Genomic DNA, 16,081 nt, shown 5'->3' with positions numbered 1-16,081 from the left:
GCGAACGCGCGCAGGCCGGCTCAGCGGCGCGCCAGCGCCGCCTCGAGCAGGGCGATGAAGCTGGGATGAGGATGGCGCGCGCTGCTCGAAAGCTCGGGATGGCCCTGGATGCCGACGAAGAACGCATCGCCTCGCGCCTCGATCGCGTCGGTAATGGCGGGATCGTCCATCGACCAGGCGCTGATCGAGATGCCGGCCGTTTCGAGCGGGTCGTGCCAGCGCGGTGCGAGGCGATAGCGGTGATTCATTCGCTCGACAATCGTGTGGGCCGCGTGGAAATTGGCGACCCGGCTGCCGGGGCGCAGCCGGGAAGTGGCACTCCCCAAACGGTGTCGCTGTGCGCCACGCTGGTCGCGCAGCGCGATGAAGCTATGCACCGGTGCCTCGGGGTCGAGCTCCTCGAGCACCGCCTCGAGGTGACCCAGGCGGTCGCGGATCACTGCGGTGGCCATGCTCTGCATCCCGAAGCAGAGCCCAAGGGTCGGCACTTGCAGCGCAAGCGCAAGCCCGGCGAGCAGGATCTGCCCCTCGATCTGGCGACCGTCGCACCCTCCCGGCAGCACCAGCGCGTCGACCTCGCCGAGCAGTGACTTCGCGTCTCCACGTTCGAGACCCAGCGCAGAGACGATACGCACCTCGACGGTAACGCCCAGCCGATCGGCGGCATCTCCCAGCGCCGCCTGGTTGGCCGGATAGACCTCGCGCAGGTGATCGCGCTCACCGATCAAGGCGACCCTGACCGGCGTTCGATCCCTCCCCTGCCCGGCCTCCCCGCGCAGGCACGGCCTGTCGTAGCGGTCGCGGCTGCCATCGAGCACCAGCCTCCCGGCTTGATCGACCAGTCGCCAGCGATCACCGAGCGGTTCGACCCGGGCTAGACCCGAGGTCTCTTCCGCGCTCGCCACCAGCGCCGCCTGGCGGTATTCGCCGAGCAGCAGCGCCGACGAGCCGGTATCGGTGCCCTGGTCTGCGGCTTCGGTCGATCGCAGCGACGCGCGCTCGAGCCACAGCCAACCGTTGTCGACCAGTCGTCCGTCGGCGGTGACGAACTGCCGCGCGGGCGGCTCGAGCGTTGCATCCGCTCCCAAGCCATCGAGCCTGGCCACCCGCCGCTCGCCTCCCTCACGCGCAAGCCAGAGCGCGGCCGCGCGCGCGGCCAGCTCGAAGCGGCCAGGGGGATGGAGGATCGCGGCGATATCTTGCATCAGTCGACCACCTGCAGATCGCGCGGCAGCTTGCCGAGCACCCGGTGGCCATGCTCGGTGACCACGGCAGTCTCGCTGACGCCGACGGTGAAGCGGCCGTAGTCGCGCAGCGCCGGCGGGATGTGGAACACCATGCCCGGCTCCAGCGGTCGGTCGATGCCCTCGAACAGGCTCGCCACCTGCCATTCGCCCCAGTCGGGAGCGAAGGCGAGACCAACGCTGTAGCCGGTGCGCTTGCGGTAGTTGTCGGTGAAGCCGTCGCGGTCGATGACCCGCTGCGCGGCGCGGTGCACGTCGGCACAGGTATTGCCCGGCTTGAGCGCTTCGAGCGCGGCGGCGAGCGCCTCCTGGCAGCTCGCCATCATCCGCTGGGCGAGCGCCGGCGGCTCGCCGAGCCAGGCCGAACGCATCATCACCGCGTGGTAGCGGTCGTGGCAGGCGGCGAGCTCGAGGAACACCGGGTCGTGCCTGGCCAGACGCCGGCGGCGCCAGGTACCGTGGGGCACGCCGCTGCGCTCGCCGCTGGAGACCAAGGGCTCCATGCCGAGATACTCCGAGCCCGCAGCGATCGCCGCCTGCATCATCGCCGCGACCAGTGCGTTCTCGTCGGCGCCCTCGCGGATCGCAGCAAGCCCCGCGCGCATACCGGCGTCGACGTAGCCGGCGGCGCGCTCGATCCGTGCGATCTCTTCTGCGCTTTTCACCGCGCGCAGCGCCTCGACGATACCGGCGCCGTCGCTCAGATCGCCGAGCCGCGCGACCAGCGCCTCGAAGGTGACGATCGGCATGAACCAGCTGCGCTTGTCGATCGCCACCCTGCCGCCCTTCGCCGCTGCTTCGGCGCAGAGCAGCTCGAGCGGGTCGATGCCGTCGTCGTACTCGATGAGCCGTTCGAGATAAGTGTTGGCGCGACAGTTCATCGCCTCGAGGCGGCGAACGATGAAGCTCGGCTCACCTTCGAGCGGCAGTACCAAAGCCTGGAAGGTGTAGTAGCCCGGCGTCTGCTGGCCGGTGAGGTAGCAGAGATTCTCAGGCCCAGTGACGATCAGCACGTCGATGCCGCGTGCTTGCATGCCCTCTCGGGCCGCGCGCTGGCGCTGCGCGTACACCTCGGCAGCAAAGGTGGCCTCGCGGGCCTGGAGCGAGAGGCCTGGATAGGGACGTTCGTTCATCGCTTGATCTCCTCGAAACTTGGGTTGCATCGCCCTGCCTGGTCGAACGCCTCACGCTCGACGCCAAGGCCGTGGCCGATGGGAAGGCGCAAGCGCCCCTGGTGGTAGTCGAGCAGCGCAAAGGGCTCGTCGATCAGACCGAAGGCGCCATAGAGCTCACCTGCGGTTTCATTCAGCGCGAGCGCGCAGTGGGCGCAGGCGGCGGTGGCGAGCGCTCCTTCGTTCATCTGGCCGATCATCAGCGCCCGCCCCTGGTCGCGCAGGGTGAGCGCCGCCTCGACCAGCGCCTGCGGCCCGCCCAGCTTGACCAGCTTGAGATGGCCGCCGACGTTGGCCGGCAGGGTGTCGAGCCGGGCGAGCGAGTGCGAATCGACCAGCGCCTCGTCGAGCAGCAGGGTCAGCTCGGTGCCGGCGGCGAGCGTCGCCATCTGTTCCCAGGCGCAGGCGGGAAGCGGTTGTTCGACGTAGGCCACGCCGAGCTCGGCAAGCGCAGGCAGGCAAGCCTGCGCTTCGCTCAGCGACCACTGGCCGTTGACGTCGACCGCCAGGCGGACACGATCGCCGAGCAGCGCCCGCAGCCGCTCGAGCCTGCGCAGGTCGGTCGCGACATCCTCGATCCCGACGCGCAGCTTGAGCTCGTGAAAACCCGCGTCGGCGTAGGCCACGGCACGCTCGAACAAGGACGCCTCGCTCTGCCAGAACAGCGTCTGGTTGCTGTCGAGGCACATACGCTCCGACAGCACCGGCGCCTCGAGCCCGGCGCGCTCGGCGATCAGCTCGGCGAGCGCGACGCCTGCGCGCCGGGCGATGAGATCGAGCAGCGCCTGCTCAGCCAGGGTGCGCAACAGCGCAGGCCAGCCGGTGCCCGCAAGCGATACCAGCGCCTGCTCGGCGCTCGGCTGCGCCTGCCACCAGTCGAAGGAGTCGCGCAGCAGCCCATCGAGCCGCGCTACCGGAACGCCGCTGAGATATTCGATATTGGCCCTGATCCCACCCAGGCCCCATCCGCCCTGGTCGTCCTCGATCAGCAGATAGCGCTCGTCGAGCGCCGCCACCGCGCCGGAGGCCGCAGTGTGGAGCTCGAGCCCAGGCACATAGTGCAGGCGCGCCGCGAACAGACGTGCGCGCATCAGCCTCGTGGCTCCACGGGCAGCAGCCGGCGGGCGATCTCGGCATAGATCCCGACCGCAGACTCGAGCTCATCGATCGGCACGAACTCGTCCGGCTGGTGGGCCACGCCCAGATCGCCAGGACCTATCACCACCCCGGGGATGCCCAGCTCACGGAAGTGGACCAGGTCGCACCCGCCCGGAAAGCCTCCCGGCGCCTCGACCGCCACGCCGTGGGCGCGCGCGGCCTCGAGCGCGGCGCGGACCACCGCGCTCGACGGCTGGGTCTCGCTGGCGCCACCGGTGGTCGCCTGGAAGCGTTCGATCGCAGCCTCGACTCCGTGCTCGGCATCGAGCCTCGCCAGCAGGGCCTCTATTTCAGCGATCGCATCCTGCTCCTTCTCGCCGGGAATCATCCGCCGGTCGAGCATCACTTCGCAGCGTTCGGGCACCACGTTATCGGCATGCCCCCCGTGGATGCGGGTAACGCTCAGCGCCGCACGACCGACGCTCGGGTGGTTTCGCTCGCGCACCTGCTGGTGGAGTTCGTCGACCGCGGCGCAAAGCCTGGCGGCGGCGTAGATCGCGTTGACACCGAGCTCCGGGGTGCCTGAATGGGCGCTGCGGCCGCGTACCGCGACCACCGGCCTGAGGCTGCCTTTGTGAGCATTGACCGGTCGATTGCCGGTCGGCTCGCCGACGATCACGTGATCGATCGGCCCATACTCGGCGTAACGCTGTTTGAACCGCCGGGCGCCAAGGCTTCCGACCTCTTCATCGGCGACGAACACCGCAAGCAGGGTGCCGCGCCAGCTGTCGCGGTCCTCGCTCAGCCGCGCGAGCGCCTCGACCATCGCCGCGATCTGGCCCTTGGCGTCACAGGCACCGCGACCGTAGAGCCGCCCCTCGCGCTCATCCAGGCGCAGTGGGTCGCTCGCCCAGCCTTGCCCCACCGGAACCACGTCGAAATGGGTATTGAAGGCGAGCCGTGGCCCCTCGCCGTTGACCAGGCGTGCGACCAGGTTGACCCGGCCGGGCGCGAACTCGTCGAGCTCGGTCTCGAAGCCGAGCGCCGCCAGCCGGGCCTCGACCAGCGCCGCGGCATCGCCCTCCGCACCCGGCGGGTTCTGGGTATCGCACTCGACCAGCCCGGCCAGCAGTCCGCCTAGGGAGGTGCGTTCGATGAAGGACATGGGTCACTCCTCGTTCAATGGCTCATCTGTTGAAGGAAACGCTGGGTACGCTCGCTGGCCTGGTCGCTGAAGAAATGCTCCTTGGCGCTCTCCTCGACGATCCGGCCACCTTCCATCAGCACCACCCGATCAGCGGCGCGGCGAGCGAAGCCGAGCTCGTGGGTGACCACCACGCAGGTGATCCCGGAGCCGGCGAGCTCGACCATCACATCGAGCACCTCCTTGACCATCTCCGGGTCGAGCGCCGAGGTCGGTTCGTCGAACAGAATCGCCTTCGGGTTCATCATCAGCGCCCGGGCGATCGCCACGCGCTGCTGCTGGCCACCCGACAGCTGTTCCGGATAGGCATCGGCCTTCTCCCGGATCCGCACCTTGGCGAGCAGCTCCATGGCCTGTTCGAGCGCCCGCTCGCGGGCGACACCGAGTACCTTGATCGGGGCGATCATCAGGTTCTCGAGCACGCTGAGATGGGGGAAGAGTTCGTAGTGCTGGAACACCATCGATATCTCGCGACGAAGCAAGTGGCCGCGCGGGCCTTCCTTGGTGATCTCCCGACCGTCGAACCAGATCGCCCCCGAGTCGACCTCCTCGAGCAGGTTGAGACAGCGCAGCAGGGTCGATTTTCCCGACCCCGAAGGGCCGAGGATCACCGTGGTCTTGCCGCGCAGCAGCTTCAGGTCGATGTCGTCGAGCACCCACTGCTGCTGGTCGAAGGATTTGTTCAGCTTGCGGACTTCGAACATCGCATCGGCGGCGGGAGTGGACGTAGACGTGGAAGTAGTCATTGCGAACTCCTCGGCTGCGCGGAGGTGAGGCTGATCAGGCGCTGGCTCCAGGAGCGCCGGCCGGAAGAGCGGCGCGGCGCGACCCAGCGCTCGATGTATCCCTGGATGACCATGAACAACGTGGTGAAGATCAGGTAGTAGATCGCCGCGGCGGAGAGCGCTTCGATGTAGCGGAAGTTGGCGCTGGCGGTCTGGTCCGCGATCAGCAGCAGATCCTGCACCGCGATCACCGAGACCAGAGCGCTCGACTTGAGCATGCCCATGAACTGGTTGCCGGTCGGTGGCACCACCGTACGCAGCGCCTGCGGCAGCACCACCAGCCGCATCACCTGGGCGGAGCTCATCCCCAGCGCGCGCCCGGCGAGACGCTGGCGCGGGCTCACCGCCTGGATGCCCGAGCGGAAGATCTCGGCCATGTAGGCGCCTTCGTTGAGCGCCAGCGCCAGCACGCCGCTGGCGAAGCCTGAGAGCACCACACCGAACAGCGGCAGCACGTTGAACACGAAGACGATCTGCAAAAGCACCGGGGTGCCGCGAAAAAGCCAAAGGTAGAGCAGCACCGGCAGGCGCACGAACACCGAGCGGCGCTCCTGCAACAGCGCCAGCGGCAGGCCGATCAGCATGCCGATCAGCATCGACACCACGGTCAGCGCCAGAGTGGTGAGGGCGGCGTTGAAGAAGCTCGGCGACAGCAGGTATTCGAGCACCAGATGGAGTGACTCGCTCATTCTCGTTCTCCGGGTGGTTCAGGCACGATCCGATCACCTCTGGAGGGTGATCGGGTGTCGCCTCATTGCTCGAGCAGGGCGGCGCTGTCGGGCAGTTGGTAGGCGTGGATCAGCCGCAGGTAGTCTCCCGAGGCGACGATCTGGCCGAGCGCCTCCTCGAGCGCGGCGGCCAGCTCGGTATCTCCCTTGCGCACCGCGATACCCAGCTGGGTATCGGCCTCGAAGGTGGGCCCGGCGGTCTCGTAGGTGTCGGGCACCTCGCGCATCAGCACCGCAGCCCCTGGGGTCGAGGTGTAGAGCACGTCGGCGCGACCGACCCGCAGGGCCATCGCCGAAGCCTGGGCGGTCGGGAAGGTGACGATGGTCGGCGGCGAGCGGTCCTCGCCCTGGCAGCGGGTGACGTCATCCCTGGCGCGGCTCTCCTCGATCCCGCCCAGGGTCACCGCGATACGCTGGCCGCAAACGTCCTCGCGCCCGGAGATCCCCTGCGGATTGCCCTTGGCGACCACCACCTCGCTGCCGATGCGTAGATAGGGAACGAAGTCGACCTGCGCCGAGCGCTCATCGTTGATGTACATCGCCGAATTGATCAGATCGATGCGCTTGCCCTGCAGCGCAGGGATCAAACCGCGAAACTCGACGTTGAACGGTGCGGCCTCGAGGCCAAGGCGCTCACTGATCAACTCGCCAAGCTCGATGTCGAAGCCGGTCAGCTTGCCATCCTGCTGGTACTCGAACGGCGCGAAGGTGGCCGCGGTGCCGTAGGTCAGCTTGCCGGCTGCGGCCAGCCCCTCAGGCGGCTGGGCGGCTGCGGCGGTATGGGAGAAGGAGACGCCGAGCAAGGCTGCGGCCAGCAGCGTGCGATACACGGTCTTGGCGTGGGTCATGGCGATATCGACTCTGAATGGATGTTGTTTTTTTTCACCTGATCGCAGCGAGGCGAGCAGAATTGTTTTTAACGTTAAATTTAGTACAATCCACTGTCAAGCGATGATCGTCACCCAGATGAGCCGCTTCAAGCGGGCCGGCCGAGCAGCGACAATCCACCGGTACGATCCACCAAGACGATCCACGAAAAAGAACAGCGAGAACGGCATGAGCGGTACTTCAGGCAAACGGCGCCAAGTCGTCCTGGCCGAGCGAATCCTCGGTCACATTCATCAGCAGGGCTTGGATCGGGGCGCGCATCTGCGCGAAATGGCGCTCGCCGAACACTTCGGCGTGTCGCGCACACCGGTACGCAACGCGCTCAAATTGCTCGCCGAGCAGGGTGTGGTGCGGTCGATTCCGCACCAGGGCTATGTGATCGACTGCGCTGCCGATCACCTGCATGCGCTGTCGCTGAGCATGCCCAAGTCCCCGGACGAGGAGCTCTACCTGATGATCGTCGAGGACCACGTGCGCGGCGAGCTGCCGGACTCGATCACCCAGGTCGAACTGCTCAAGCGCTACGACACCAATGTCGCGATGCTGGCGAAGGTCCTCGAGCAGATGGCCGAAGAGGGACTGATCGAGCGCAATACCGGCCAGGGCTGGACCTTCCTCTGCGCATTCGACAGCGAGTCGTCGCAGCGCGCCAGCTATGAATTCCGCCGCGCGCTCGAGCCCGCAGGGCTGCTGCTCCCCGGGTTCGAACTCGACCGCGCGGTGATCGAAGGCCAGATCGACGAGCATCGCCGGGTGATCGCCCTCGATGAGCATACGCCGGCCACCAGCACCGCGCTGTTCAGACTCGACGCCAACTTCCACGAGAGCCTCGCCCGCCTGTCGGGAAATCCTCTGATCCTGCAGGCGATCGTGCGCCAGAATCGCCAGCGCCGGATGCTCGAGTATCTCGGCTATGGCAATCGACGCAGGATCACCGACTGGTGCTTCGAACACATCGCGATACTCGAAGCGCTGTTGTCCGGCCAGCGCGTGCAGGCCGCCGAGCTGATGACGCGGCATCTCGACCAGGCGCTGGAAGCCTCCAATTCACTGCGTACCAAGCGCTGAGACCACGACGAACCACCGCTCGAGACGAGCACACACCGCCATGATGGGGAAACGAGATGGAATTGGGACTGACAGGCAAACGCGCGCTGGTGCTTGGCGCCTCGCGCGGACTGGGCCGCGGCATCGCCCTGGCGCTCGCGGCAGAAGGCGCGAGCGTGATGATCGTCGGCCGCAGCGCCGAACGCCTTGAGCAGGTGATCGACGAAGGCAAGGGTCTGCCCGGCGAACTGATCGCCGAGACTTGCGATCTCGCCGCGGCCGACGCGGCACGCTCGCTGGCCGCTGCCGCACGAACGCGGCTCGGCGGTGTCGACGTACTGGTGCTCAACGGTGGAGGGCCGCCTCCCGGTCCGATCAGCGCGGTCGATGAGCGCACATGGCGCACCCATTTCGATGCCATGGTCACCCCGCTGATCGGGCTGACCCACGAGCTGCTGCCCGAGATGCGCGACCGCGGCTTCGGTCGGGTACTGCTGCTCGCCTCCTCCGGCGTACGTCAGCCGATCCCCCAGCTCGGGATCTCGAACACCCTGCGAGCAGGGCTCGCCGCCTGGGCCAAGACGCTGTCGCTAGAGGTCGCCGCCGACGGCGTCACCGTCAATCTGCTGCTGCCCGGGCGGATCGCCACCGAAAGGGTCGCCGCGCTCGACGCCGCCGCCGCGCAACGCGAAGGCGTCGACGTCGAGACCATCGCCGCCCGTTCCCGGCAGACGATTCCAGTCGGGCGCTACGGCAAGGTCGAGGAGTTCGCCGCGGCGGCCACCTTCCTCGCAAGCCCCCTGGCGAGCTACATCACCGGCGCCCAGATCCCGATCGACGGCGGCTTGATCAAAGGCCTCTGAGCGCAGCGGGATCGCCGACCGGCCAGCCACGCGTCGAGACGGCGCGGGGCTGGCCGGTCTTCCTTAGAGCCCTTCCTCGAGCAGCTGCGGCGCGAAGTAGGTCATGATCAGGTCGGCGCCGGCGCGGCGGATCGAGCCGAGGGTCTCGCGGATCACCGCGCTCTCGTCGATCACCCCGGCGGCGGCGGCGAAGCGGATCATCGCGTACTCGCCGCTGACCTGGTAGGCGGCGAGCGGCAGCAGGCTCTCGCGGCGAATGTCAGCGAGCAGGTCGAGATAGGCGAGCGCTGGCTTGACCATCAGCATGTCGGCGCCCTCGGCCTCGTCGAGCAGCGACTCGCGAAGCGCCTCGCGGCGATTCATCGGGTCCATCTGATACTGCTTGCGATCACCCTTGAGCTCGGTACCGGCGGCCTCGCGGAAGGGGCCATACAGCGACGAGGCGAGCTTGGTCGAATAGGCCATGATCGGGACCTGGCCGAAGCCGGCGGCGTCGAGCGCGCGGCGGATCGCGGCGACCTGGCCGTCCATCGCCGCGGAGGGCGCGATCACATCGGCGCCGGCGCCCGCGGCGATCACCGCCTGCCGGCCCAGATTCTCGATCGTCGCGTCGTTGTCTACCTCGCCGTGCTCGATCACCCCGCAGTGGCCGTGGGTGGTGTATTCGCAAAAGCAGATGTCGGGGATCACCAGCATCGAAGGCACCGCATCCTTGATCGTGCCGACCATCCGCGCCACCAGGCCATCGGCCTTCAGCGCATCGCCGCCGATCGCATCCTTATGGTGCGAGATACCGAACGGCATGATCCCGGTCAGACCCAGCTTGGCGAGCCGCTCGACCTCTCGGGCGAGCAGCTTCTCAGGCACCCGGAACTGCCCTGGCATGCCCTCGATCGGCTTGGGCTCGTCGATGCCTTCCTCGACGAAGATCGGATAGATCAGCTGCTCGGGCGCAAGCCTGGTTTCACGCAGCATCGCGCGCATCTGCGGAGTACGGCGCAGCCTGCGCAGCCGGGCTTGGGGAAAGAGTGCGGACATGGGCGTTTCCTCGATGACGACGGATGGATCGCGACGGAGATGGCGCACCGGGGCCTTCCCCCAGCGCTGGAGCAGGCCACACCGGCGAAGGCGCCGTGCGATTTCGATGCTGGGCATTATCTCAGGCTTATCGCTACAGGCGTAAGCCGTTATCGTAGCGATCGCTCATTTCAACCGGTGGCCTGCCATGTTCGACTTCAAGGAGCTGGAAGCCTTCGTCGCGATCGTCCGCACGGGCTCGTTTCGTCTGGCCGCCCGGCGTTTGCATATCACCCAGCCGGCGATTTCCGAACGGATCCACCGGCTGGAGCGGACCCTCGATGCCCCGCTGCTCGATCGTCGCCAGCGACCGATCAAGGCCACCCGCAAGGGCCACGCCCTGCTCGATCACGCGGAACGGCTGATCCATGCCCGTCATGAAGCGATAGCGGCGCTGCTGCCGTCCGAGGCGATCAGCGGCCAGCTCCGCCTCGGCATCGTCGAGAGCCTCGCCCAGCGCTGGCTGACACGGCTGCTGGAAGACGCACGACACCGCTTCCCGAGCCTTGTCATCGAGGTCGAGATCGACGTCACGCCGCACCTCGCCGAGCGGATGATCGGCCAGGAGCTGGATCTCGCTTTCTTGATCGGGCCACTGAGCGCGCAGCACGTGGTCAATCACGCGCTGTGCAAGTATCCGACCACGCTCGTGGTCCACCCCTCCCTGCTCGAACGCTATCGGGGCGACGCCCATCGCCTGCTCGAGGAGAGCGATCTGATCGCGCCGCTGCGAAACAGCCGTGCCTATGTCGACGTACGGGCGTTCCTCGATGCTCGAGACCTGGAGAGGACCCGTATCCACTGCTCGAGCTCGATGAACTCGATCGCCCAGATGGCCCAGGCCGGGCTCGGCGTCGGCGCAGTACCGCTATCGATCGCCGAGCCTTTGATCGTGCGGGGGGAGCTCGTCGCGCTGCCGTTCACCTTGCCGCCGCACGAATTCACCGCCTCCTGGCTCGCCAGCAGCAGCGACCCGCGCCTCGAGGCGCTGACCCAGCGGGCGATAGCGATAGCCAATGCCGCTGAGACGAGCGACTGAGCGCCGGATGAAAGGTTTTTCCGATCGAAACACATATCATTATTGGATTTGACTGATCGAGAACGACTTCCATATGGTGGGTTCATTCCAACTTCCAATAAGTACGATGCCGCCATGCCTTCAGACGATTCTCCCACCGCCGGGCTGTCATTCGAGCGAATCCGACACTTCCGCCCGCTCGAGGCGCGGCACGCCATTCGCCGAGGCGACTGGCCGCGCAGCACCGCCGGCCTCAGCGACGGCCACGCCCAGGCCAACCTGGCGATCATCCCGGCGCGCTATGCCGATGACTTCCTTCGCTTCTGCATGGCCAACCGCGCGGCCTGTCCGCTGCTCGATGTGACCCAGCCTGGCGATCCGCACCCAGTCTCGCTGGGCGAGGACATCGACCTGCGCAGCGATGTCCCCCGCTACCGGATCTACGAGCACGGGAGATTGGTCGCCGAGCCCGGCGAGATCGGCGAGTTCTGGCAAGACGATCTGGTCAGCTTCTCGATCGGCTGCTCTTTCTCGTTCGAGGGTGCGTTGATGCAGGACGGCATCGAGCTGCGCCACATCACCCACCAGCGGGTGGTGCCGATGTATCGCACCAACATCGAGCTGGTCGGCGCGGGGCCCTTCACCGGGACCATGGTGGTGTCGATGCGCGCGATGCCGCCCCGGGACGCGATCCGTGCGGTGCAGATCACCACCGACATGCCGAGCGTGCATGGCGCGCCGGTCCACCTCGCCGAACCCGGGCAGATCGGCATCACCGACCTGATGCAGCCGGATTTCGGCGATCCGCCGGTGATCGAGAACGGCGACATCCCGGTGTTCTGGGCCTGCGGCGTCACCCCGCAGGTGGCGTTGATGAATGCCGGGCTGCCCTTCGCGATCACCCATGCGCCAGGCCACATGCTGATCACCGACATACCCAACAGCCGGCTCAAGTATCGTTGAGGCCGAAGCGTGGCGTCGAACGACGCCACCAGCAAGCAATCCCGGGCCGACGACCATAACAACAATTCAAGGAATCCTCGTATGAAGCCATCTCCCCTCGCGACCGCCTGCGCGCTGGCGTTCTCCGCAGGCCTCGCCTTCTCCGCCGGCGCCCAGGCCCAATCGATCTCGGTGGTCGGCAGCTGGAGCTCGGTATCGCTGCACAAGGACTACGAGCTGCCGTTCTGGACCGAGACGCTGCCACAGGCCAGCGACGGCCGGTTGGAGGTGCAGTTGAGCAGCTTCGACCAGATGGGGATCAACAGCGCCGACGTCTTCCGCTACCTGAGCGATGGCCTTTTCGATATCGGCGTGACGCTCTCCGACTACGTGGTCAGCGACGCACCCGAGCTCGAGGGCTTGGACCTGCCGATGCTGGCGGTCGACCCAGCCCAGGCCGAGCAGGTGTCCGATGCGTTCTGGCCGATCGTCGAACGCACCATGCAAAACCGCTACGGCGCCAAGCTGCTGGCGATCGCTCCCAACACGCCCCAGGTGGTGTTCTGCAACACGCCGATCTCAGGGCTTGCCGACCTGCGAAACCGCTCGGTGCGTGCCAGCGGGCGCTCGACCGCCGAGTTCCTCGACGCGCTCGGCGCGCGTAGCGAGGTGATGGATTTCAGCGAAGTGCCGGGCGCGATGGAGCGCGGGGTGATCGACTGCGCGGTGACCGGCTCTTTGTCCGGCTACAACGCCGGCTGGTACGACGTGGCCACCCATCTGCTACCGCTGCCGATCGGCGGCTGGGACCACGCGATCACCGCCGCCAACGGCGATTTCTGGAGCGGGCTCTCCGCCGAGGACCAGACCTTGATCGCCAGCCAAGCGCGCGACGTCTTCGCCCATGGGGTCTGGAGCAATATCGCAGACAGTGCGGAACAGGGCATCGCCTGCCTGACCGGCGACGGCGAATGCCGCTCGGGAACCCCGGCCTCGATGACCCTGGTCGCGACCGACGAGGCGGATCTCGACACCGCGAAGGAGATCCTCTCCACCAAGCTGCTGCCAGCCTGGGCCAGCCGGGTCGACGCCGACACCCGAGCGCTCTACAACCAGCACGTCGCCCCGCTCACCGGCCTTTCCATCGACTGAACGAGCCATGCAGCCGCGCCCTCAGCCGCGCCCTCGGCGCGGCCTCCCTTCGTCTTTCGAGGAGCTATCCATGAACACCCTGACCTCATTGGCCAGCCGTCTGCTCGATGCCACGCGCTTCGTTTCCCGCATCGCCAACCGGCTCATCGGTGGACTGCTGCTGCTGGTAGTAGTGCTGATCGTCGTCGAAGTCGTGCTGCGCAAGCTCGGCCTGGCATCGCTGCGCGGCGTGACCGAGTACTCGGGCTACGTGCTGGCGATGCTGTCATCGTGGACGCTCGCCCACACCCTGATCGAGCGCGCCCACATCCGTATCGACCTGGGTTATTCGAAGATGCCGGCGGTCGCGCGCACGCTGCTCGATCTCGTCTCGATCTTCTCGGTCGCGCTGGTCGGCTGGGTCATCGCGCTGCATGCCTGGCCGGTGCTGGCCCGCTCGTGGAGCAATGGCTCGCTGGCCAATACTCCGCTTTCCACCCCGCTGTGGATTCCCCAGCTGGTCTGGGCACTGGGCTACATCTGGTTCGCCATCGCCGCGAGCGTGCTCGGCGTACGCGCGGCGCTGGCCGCACTGCTGCAGGGCCGTGCCGAGGTACAGACGCTGATCGGCATGACCAGCGAGTCGCCGATCCTGGATGCCGCCAAGGAGGAGCGCCGCTGATGCTGCCTTTCCTTTCGATCGGCGTGATGGTGCTGATGCTGACCGGCATCCCGATTTCCATCGTGCTGTTCCTGCTCGCCTTCGGCATCGATCAATGGTTCGCGATCTTTCCGCTCACCCGCGCACTCGGCCAGAACCTCTGGTCCGCCGCCAACTCCTTCCTGCTGATCGCGATTCCGCTGTTCATCCTGATGGGTGAAGTCATCGTCCGCGCCGGCATCGCCGAACGCGCCTATCGTTCGCTCGACCACTGGCTCTCCTGGCTGCCCGGCGGGCTGCTGCATGCCAACGTGATGACCTCGATGCTGTTCTCCGCTACCTCGGGATCCTCCGTGGCGACCGCCGCCACGGTATCGACGGTGGCGCTGCCCCAGGGCGAGAAGCTCGGCTACGACCCCAAGCTGTTCTGCGGCAGCATCGCCGCGGGCGGCACCCTGGGCATTCTCATCCCGCCCTCGATCAACCTGATCGTCTATGGCTTTCTCACCGAGACCTCGATCCCGAGGCTGTTCATGGCCGGGCTGATCCCCGGGCTCTTGCTCACCGCGCTGTTCATGCTGGTCACCCTGGTGGCCTGCCGGCTGAAGCCTTCGCTGGGCGGGCCGATCCGTCGCTCCACCTGGTCGCAGCGCATCCGCAGCTCGGTGTTCTTGTTCCCGCTGCTGGTACTGTTCGCGGCGATCGTCGGCTCGATCTACTCGGGACTCGCCACGCCGACCGAGGCGGCGGCGATCGGCGTACTGGTCGCGATGGTGCTGGCCGCCTGCAATCGCAGGCTCGACTGGCGCATGCTGCAGGAGAGCCTCGACAGCACGTTGAGAACCACCTCGATGCTGCTGTTCATCATTCTCGCCGCCTCGTTTCTCAACTTCGCCCTGTCGTCGGCGGGGCTGCCGCGCCAGCTCACCGCGTTCATCAACACCCATGAGCTGAGCCCCTACATGCTGCTGATGGTGGTGATCCTGGTCTACATCGTGCTCGGCTTCTTCATCGAGACACTGTCGCTGATGGTGATCACCATTCCGATCCTCGCGCCGCTGGTATTCGCCGCCGGGTTCGACCCGGTATGGTTCGGCATCATCGTGATCCTGTTCGTCGAGATGGCGCTGATCACTCCCCCGGTCGGATTGAACCTCTACATCGTGCAGTCGGCCCGTCCCGGCAAGCCGTTCAGCGACGTAGTGATCGGCGCCCTGCCCTACATCGTCGCGATGTTCATCCTCGCCGCCGCCTTGATCGCCTTCCCCCAGATCGCGCTGTGGCTGCCATCGACGCTATAGGCGATGCCAGAAGTTCAGTTGGGCGCAAGAATGTTTCCAGCTCGAGCTTGTCCATTGGTATGGCGCCCCGCTGCGCGGGGCGGAGTCGAACGACAAGGAGCCATACGATGAATGCCAAGCAGATTCTCGATCAACTGATGCGCCAGGCCTCCGGGGCCGGCCGGCAAGGCGGCAATGGCCAGGGCGGCGGCTTCGACCTCGGCCGCGTGGTCGAGGGCCTAGGGCTGGGCGGTACCAAGGGTTCGACCGGGGGAAGCGCGCTGGGCGGGCTCGATGTGAAGAGCCTGCTCGGCGGTGGGGGCCTGGGCCTGTTGCTCGGCTCCAAGCGCGGGCGCAGCATGGGCGGCAAGGCGCTCAAGCTCGGGGCCATCGCCGCGGTCGGCGGACTGGCCTGGAAGGCATGGCAAAACGCCCAGGCCAACCGCGCTGGTACCTCGCAGCCCTCGAGCAGTGAAAGCAGTGAAAGCAGCGAAGGCCAGCCAATCGAGGCGCTCGAAGGCGAAGCCCAGGAGCGGCGCAGCCAGGAGATCCTCCAGGCGATCATCATGGCCGCACGCGCCGATGGACACATCGACGATCAGGAGCGAGCGCTGATCACCCAGCACTTCGAGGCCGCCGGCGCCGACCAGCAGCTCAACGGCTGGCTGATCGAGCAGCTCCAGGCGCCGCTCGACGCAGAGGCGCTGGCGCGGCAGGCGGATTCTCCCCAGGCCGCACGCGAGATCTACCTCGCAAGCGTCGCGGTGGTCGACGAGGAGAACCCGCAGGAGCGCGCCTGGCTCGACCGCCTGGCCTCAGCGCTGGCGCTGGACCCCGCAGTGGCCAGCGAGATCGAACGCCAGGCGCGAGCGGCGGCCTGAGCCTTCTCCGGCTATGAGTCTCAACGACCAGGGGCGCCTCGCGGCGCCCCTGGTCGTTTCCA

Annotated in this window: 16 protein-coding genes; 8 read left to right on the top strand and 8 right to left on the bottom strand. The window is 67.0% G+C overall.

The window, feature by feature from the left end; genetic code table 11:
- Window positions 1-20 precede the first annotated feature (20 nt).
- The 7 genes from Q376_RS24130 to Q376_RS0118940 form a co-directional block, all read right to left on the bottom strand.
- On the bottom strand, window positions 21-1,205 hold the full coding sequence (locus tag Q376_RS24130; RefSeq protein WP_052365536.1) for a glutamine amidotransferase-related protein: 1,185 nt from the start codon (window positions 1,203-1,205) through the stop codon (window positions 21-23).
- On the bottom strand, window positions 1,205-2,377 hold the full coding sequence (locus tag Q376_RS0118965; protein ID WP_027351630.1) for a M24 family metallopeptidase: 1,173 nt from the start codon (window positions 2,375-2,377) through the stop codon (window positions 1,205-1,207). The genes Q376_RS24130 and Q376_RS0118965 overlap by 1 nt, the downstream gene beginning before the upstream one ends.
- Window positions 2,374-3,507, bottom strand: coding sequence for a mandelate racemase/muconate lactonizing enzyme family protein (locus tag Q376_RS23545; RefSeq protein WP_052365535.1), 1,134 nt, complete (start codon window positions 3,505-3,507; stop codon window positions 2,374-2,376). Before Q376_RS23545 ends, Q376_RS0118965 begins: the two co-directional genes overlap by 4 nt.
- Entirely contained in the window at window positions 3,507-4,679 is a 1,173-nt protein-coding gene (locus tag Q376_RS0118955) for a M20 family metallopeptidase (protein ID WP_027351629.1), read from the bottom strand. Before Q376_RS0118955 ends, Q376_RS23545 begins: the two co-directional genes overlap by 1 nt.
- Window positions 4,680-4,693: 14 nt before the next feature.
- Complete coding sequence (locus Q376_RS0118950; protein ID WP_281173376.1) at window positions 4,694-5,464, bottom strand: amino acid ABC transporter ATP-binding protein; 771 nt, start codon at window positions 5,462-5,464, stop codon at window positions 4,694-4,696.
- Window positions 5,461-6,192 carry an amino acid ABC transporter permease gene (locus Q376_RS0118945; protein WP_027351627.1) on the bottom strand — a complete coding sequence of 244 codons (732 nt, stop codon included), beginning with the start codon at window positions 6,190-6,192 and terminating at the stop codon, window positions 5,461-5,463. Before Q376_RS0118945 ends, Q376_RS0118950 begins: the two co-directional genes overlap by 4 nt.
- Window positions 6,193-6,254: 62 nt before the next feature.
- On the bottom strand, window positions 6,255-7,079 hold the full coding sequence (locus Q376_RS0118940) for an ABC transporter substrate-binding protein (RefSeq protein WP_155834412.1): 825 nt from the start codon (window positions 7,077-7,079) through the stop codon (window positions 6,255-6,257).
- Between the two features lie 208 nt (window positions 7,080-7,287).
- On the opposite strand from Q376_RS0118940, the gene Q376_RS0118935 reads away from it, so the two are divergent.
- Together Q376_RS0118935 and Q376_RS0118930 are read left to right on the top strand one after the other, a co-directional pair.
- The gene (locus tag Q376_RS0118935; protein ID WP_027351625.1) at window positions 7,288-8,187 is read left to right on the top strand and encodes a GntR family transcriptional regulator; all 900 of its coding nucleotides are present in this window, start codon (window positions 7,288-7,290) and stop codon (window positions 8,185-8,187) included.
- Window positions 8,188-8,243: 56 nt separating this feature from the next.
- Window positions 8,244-9,029 (top strand): SDR family oxidoreductase, encoded by a 786-nt coding sequence (locus Q376_RS0118930; RefSeq protein ID WP_027351624.1) that lies wholly within the window; start codon window positions 8,244-8,246, stop codon window positions 9,027-9,029.
- A gap of 63 nt (window positions 9,030-9,092) precedes the next feature.
- Here the strand turns inward: Q376_RS0118930 and hemB are convergent, their stop codons facing one another.
- Window positions 9,093-10,067 carry a porphobilinogen synthase gene (hemB, locus tag Q376_RS0118925; RefSeq protein WP_027351623.1) on the bottom strand — a complete coding sequence of 325 codons (975 nt, stop codon included), beginning with the start codon at window positions 10,065-10,067 and terminating at the stop codon, window positions 9,093-9,095.
- Between the two features lie 187 nt (window positions 10,068-10,254).
- Between hemB and Q376_RS23540 the strand changes: the two genes are divergently transcribed.
- From Q376_RS23540 to Q376_RS0118895, 6 genes are all read left to right on the top strand, one after another.
- Window positions 10,255-11,145: a LysR family transcriptional regulator gene (locus tag Q376_RS23540; RefSeq protein WP_052365534.1), complete on the top strand. Its 891-nt coding sequence runs from the start codon at window positions 10,255-10,257 to the stop codon at window positions 11,143-11,145.
- Window positions 11,146-11,259: 114 nt separating this feature from the next.
- A complete protein-coding gene (locus tag Q376_RS0118915; RefSeq protein WP_081803655.1) occupies window positions 11,260-12,087 on the top strand; it encodes a putative hydro-lyase in 828 nt (275 codons plus the stop codon).
- 81 nt (window positions 12,088-12,168) lie between these two features.
- The gene (locus Q376_RS0118910; RefSeq protein WP_027351621.1) at window positions 12,169-13,218 is read left to right on the top strand and encodes a TRAP transporter substrate-binding protein; all 1,050 of its coding nucleotides are present in this window, start codon (window positions 12,169-12,171) and stop codon (window positions 13,216-13,218) included.
- A 70-nt stretch (window positions 13,219-13,288) separates the two neighbouring features.
- A complete protein-coding gene (locus Q376_RS23535) occupies window positions 13,289-13,879 on the top strand; it encodes a TRAP transporter small permease subunit (protein WP_052365533.1) in 591 nt (196 codons plus the stop codon).
- A complete protein-coding gene (locus Q376_RS0118900) occupies window positions 13,879-15,159 on the top strand; it encodes a TRAP transporter large permease (RefSeq protein WP_027351620.1) in 1,281 nt (426 codons plus the stop codon). Before Q376_RS23535 ends, Q376_RS0118900 begins: the two co-directional genes overlap by 1 nt.
- A 107-nt stretch (window positions 15,160-15,266) precedes the next feature.
- Window positions 15,267-16,019: a tellurite resistance TerB family protein gene (locus Q376_RS0118895; protein WP_027351619.1), complete on the top strand. Its 753-nt coding sequence runs from the start codon at window positions 15,267-15,269 to the stop codon at window positions 16,017-16,019.
- Window positions 16,020-16,081: the final 62 nt, after the last annotated feature.

It is taken from the genome of Halotalea alkalilenta DSM 17697, assembly GCF_000621205.1.
GTDB classification, from domain to species: domain Bacteria; phylum Pseudomonadota; class Gammaproteobacteria; order Pseudomonadales; family Halomonadaceae; genus Halotalea; species Halotalea alkalilenta.
The sequence above is the reverse complement of the archived record's forward strand: the minus strand, read 5'-3'. Positions and strand labels throughout refer to the sequence as shown.

Bases quoted from the DNA above. Each gene is read 5' to 3' on its own strand.
- Q376_RS24130 (WP_052365536.1), bottom strand. From the start codon at position 1,205: ATGCAAGATATCGCCGCGATCCTCCATCCCCCTGGCCGCTTCGAGCTG.
- Q376_RS0118965 (WP_027351630.1), bottom strand. From the start codon at position 2,377: ATGAACGAACGTCCCTATCCAGGCCTCTCGCTCCAGGCCCGCGAGGCC.
- Q376_RS23545 (WP_052365535.1), bottom strand. From the start codon at position 3,507: ATGCGCGCACGTCTGTTCGCGGCGCGCCTGCACTATGTGCCTGGGCTC.
- Q376_RS0118955 (WP_027351629.1), bottom strand. From the start codon at position 4,679: ATGTCCTTCATCGAACGCACCTCCCTAGGCGGACTGCTGGCCGGGCTG.
- Q376_RS0118950 (WP_281173376.1), bottom strand. From the start codon at position 5,464: ATGACTACTTCCACGTCTACGTCCACTCCCGCCGCCGATGCGATGTTC.
- Q376_RS0118945 (WP_027351627.1), bottom strand. From the start codon at position 6,192: ATGAGCGAGTCACTCCATCTGGTGCTCGAATACCTGCTGTCGCCGAGC.
- Q376_RS0118940 (WP_155834412.1), bottom strand. From the start codon at position 7,079: ATGACCCACGCCAAGACCGTGTATCGCACGCTGCTGGCCGCAGCCTTG.
- Q376_RS0118935 (WP_027351625.1), top strand. From the start codon at position 7,288: ATGAGCGGTACTTCAGGCAAACGGCGCCAAGTCGTCCTGGCCGAGCGA.
- Q376_RS0118930 (WP_027351624.1), top strand. From the start codon at position 8,244: ATGGAATTGGGACTGACAGGCAAACGCGCGCTGGTGCTTGGCGCCTCG.
- hemB (WP_027351623.1), bottom strand. From the start codon at position 10,067: ATGTCCGCACTCTTTCCCCAAGCCCGGCTGCGCAGGCTGCGCCGTACT.
- Q376_RS23540 (WP_052365534.1), top strand. From the start codon at position 10,255: ATGTTCGACTTCAAGGAGCTGGAAGCCTTCGTCGCGATCGTCCGCACG.
- Q376_RS0118915 (WP_081803655.1), top strand. From the start codon at position 11,260: ATGCCTTCAGACGATTCTCCCACCGCCGGGCTGTCATTCGAGCGAATC.
- Q376_RS0118910 (WP_027351621.1), top strand. From the start codon at position 12,169: ATGAAGCCATCTCCCCTCGCGACCGCCTGCGCGCTGGCGTTCTCCGCA.
- Q376_RS23535 (WP_052365533.1), top strand. From the start codon at position 13,289: ATGAACACCCTGACCTCATTGGCCAGCCGTCTGCTCGATGCCACGCGC.
- Q376_RS0118900 (WP_027351620.1), top strand. From the start codon at position 13,879: ATGCTGCCTTTCCTTTCGATCGGCGTGATGGTGCTGATGCTGACCGGC.
- Q376_RS0118895 (WP_027351619.1), top strand. From the start codon at position 15,267: ATGAATGCCAAGCAGATTCTCGATCAACTGATGCGCCAGGCCTCCGGG.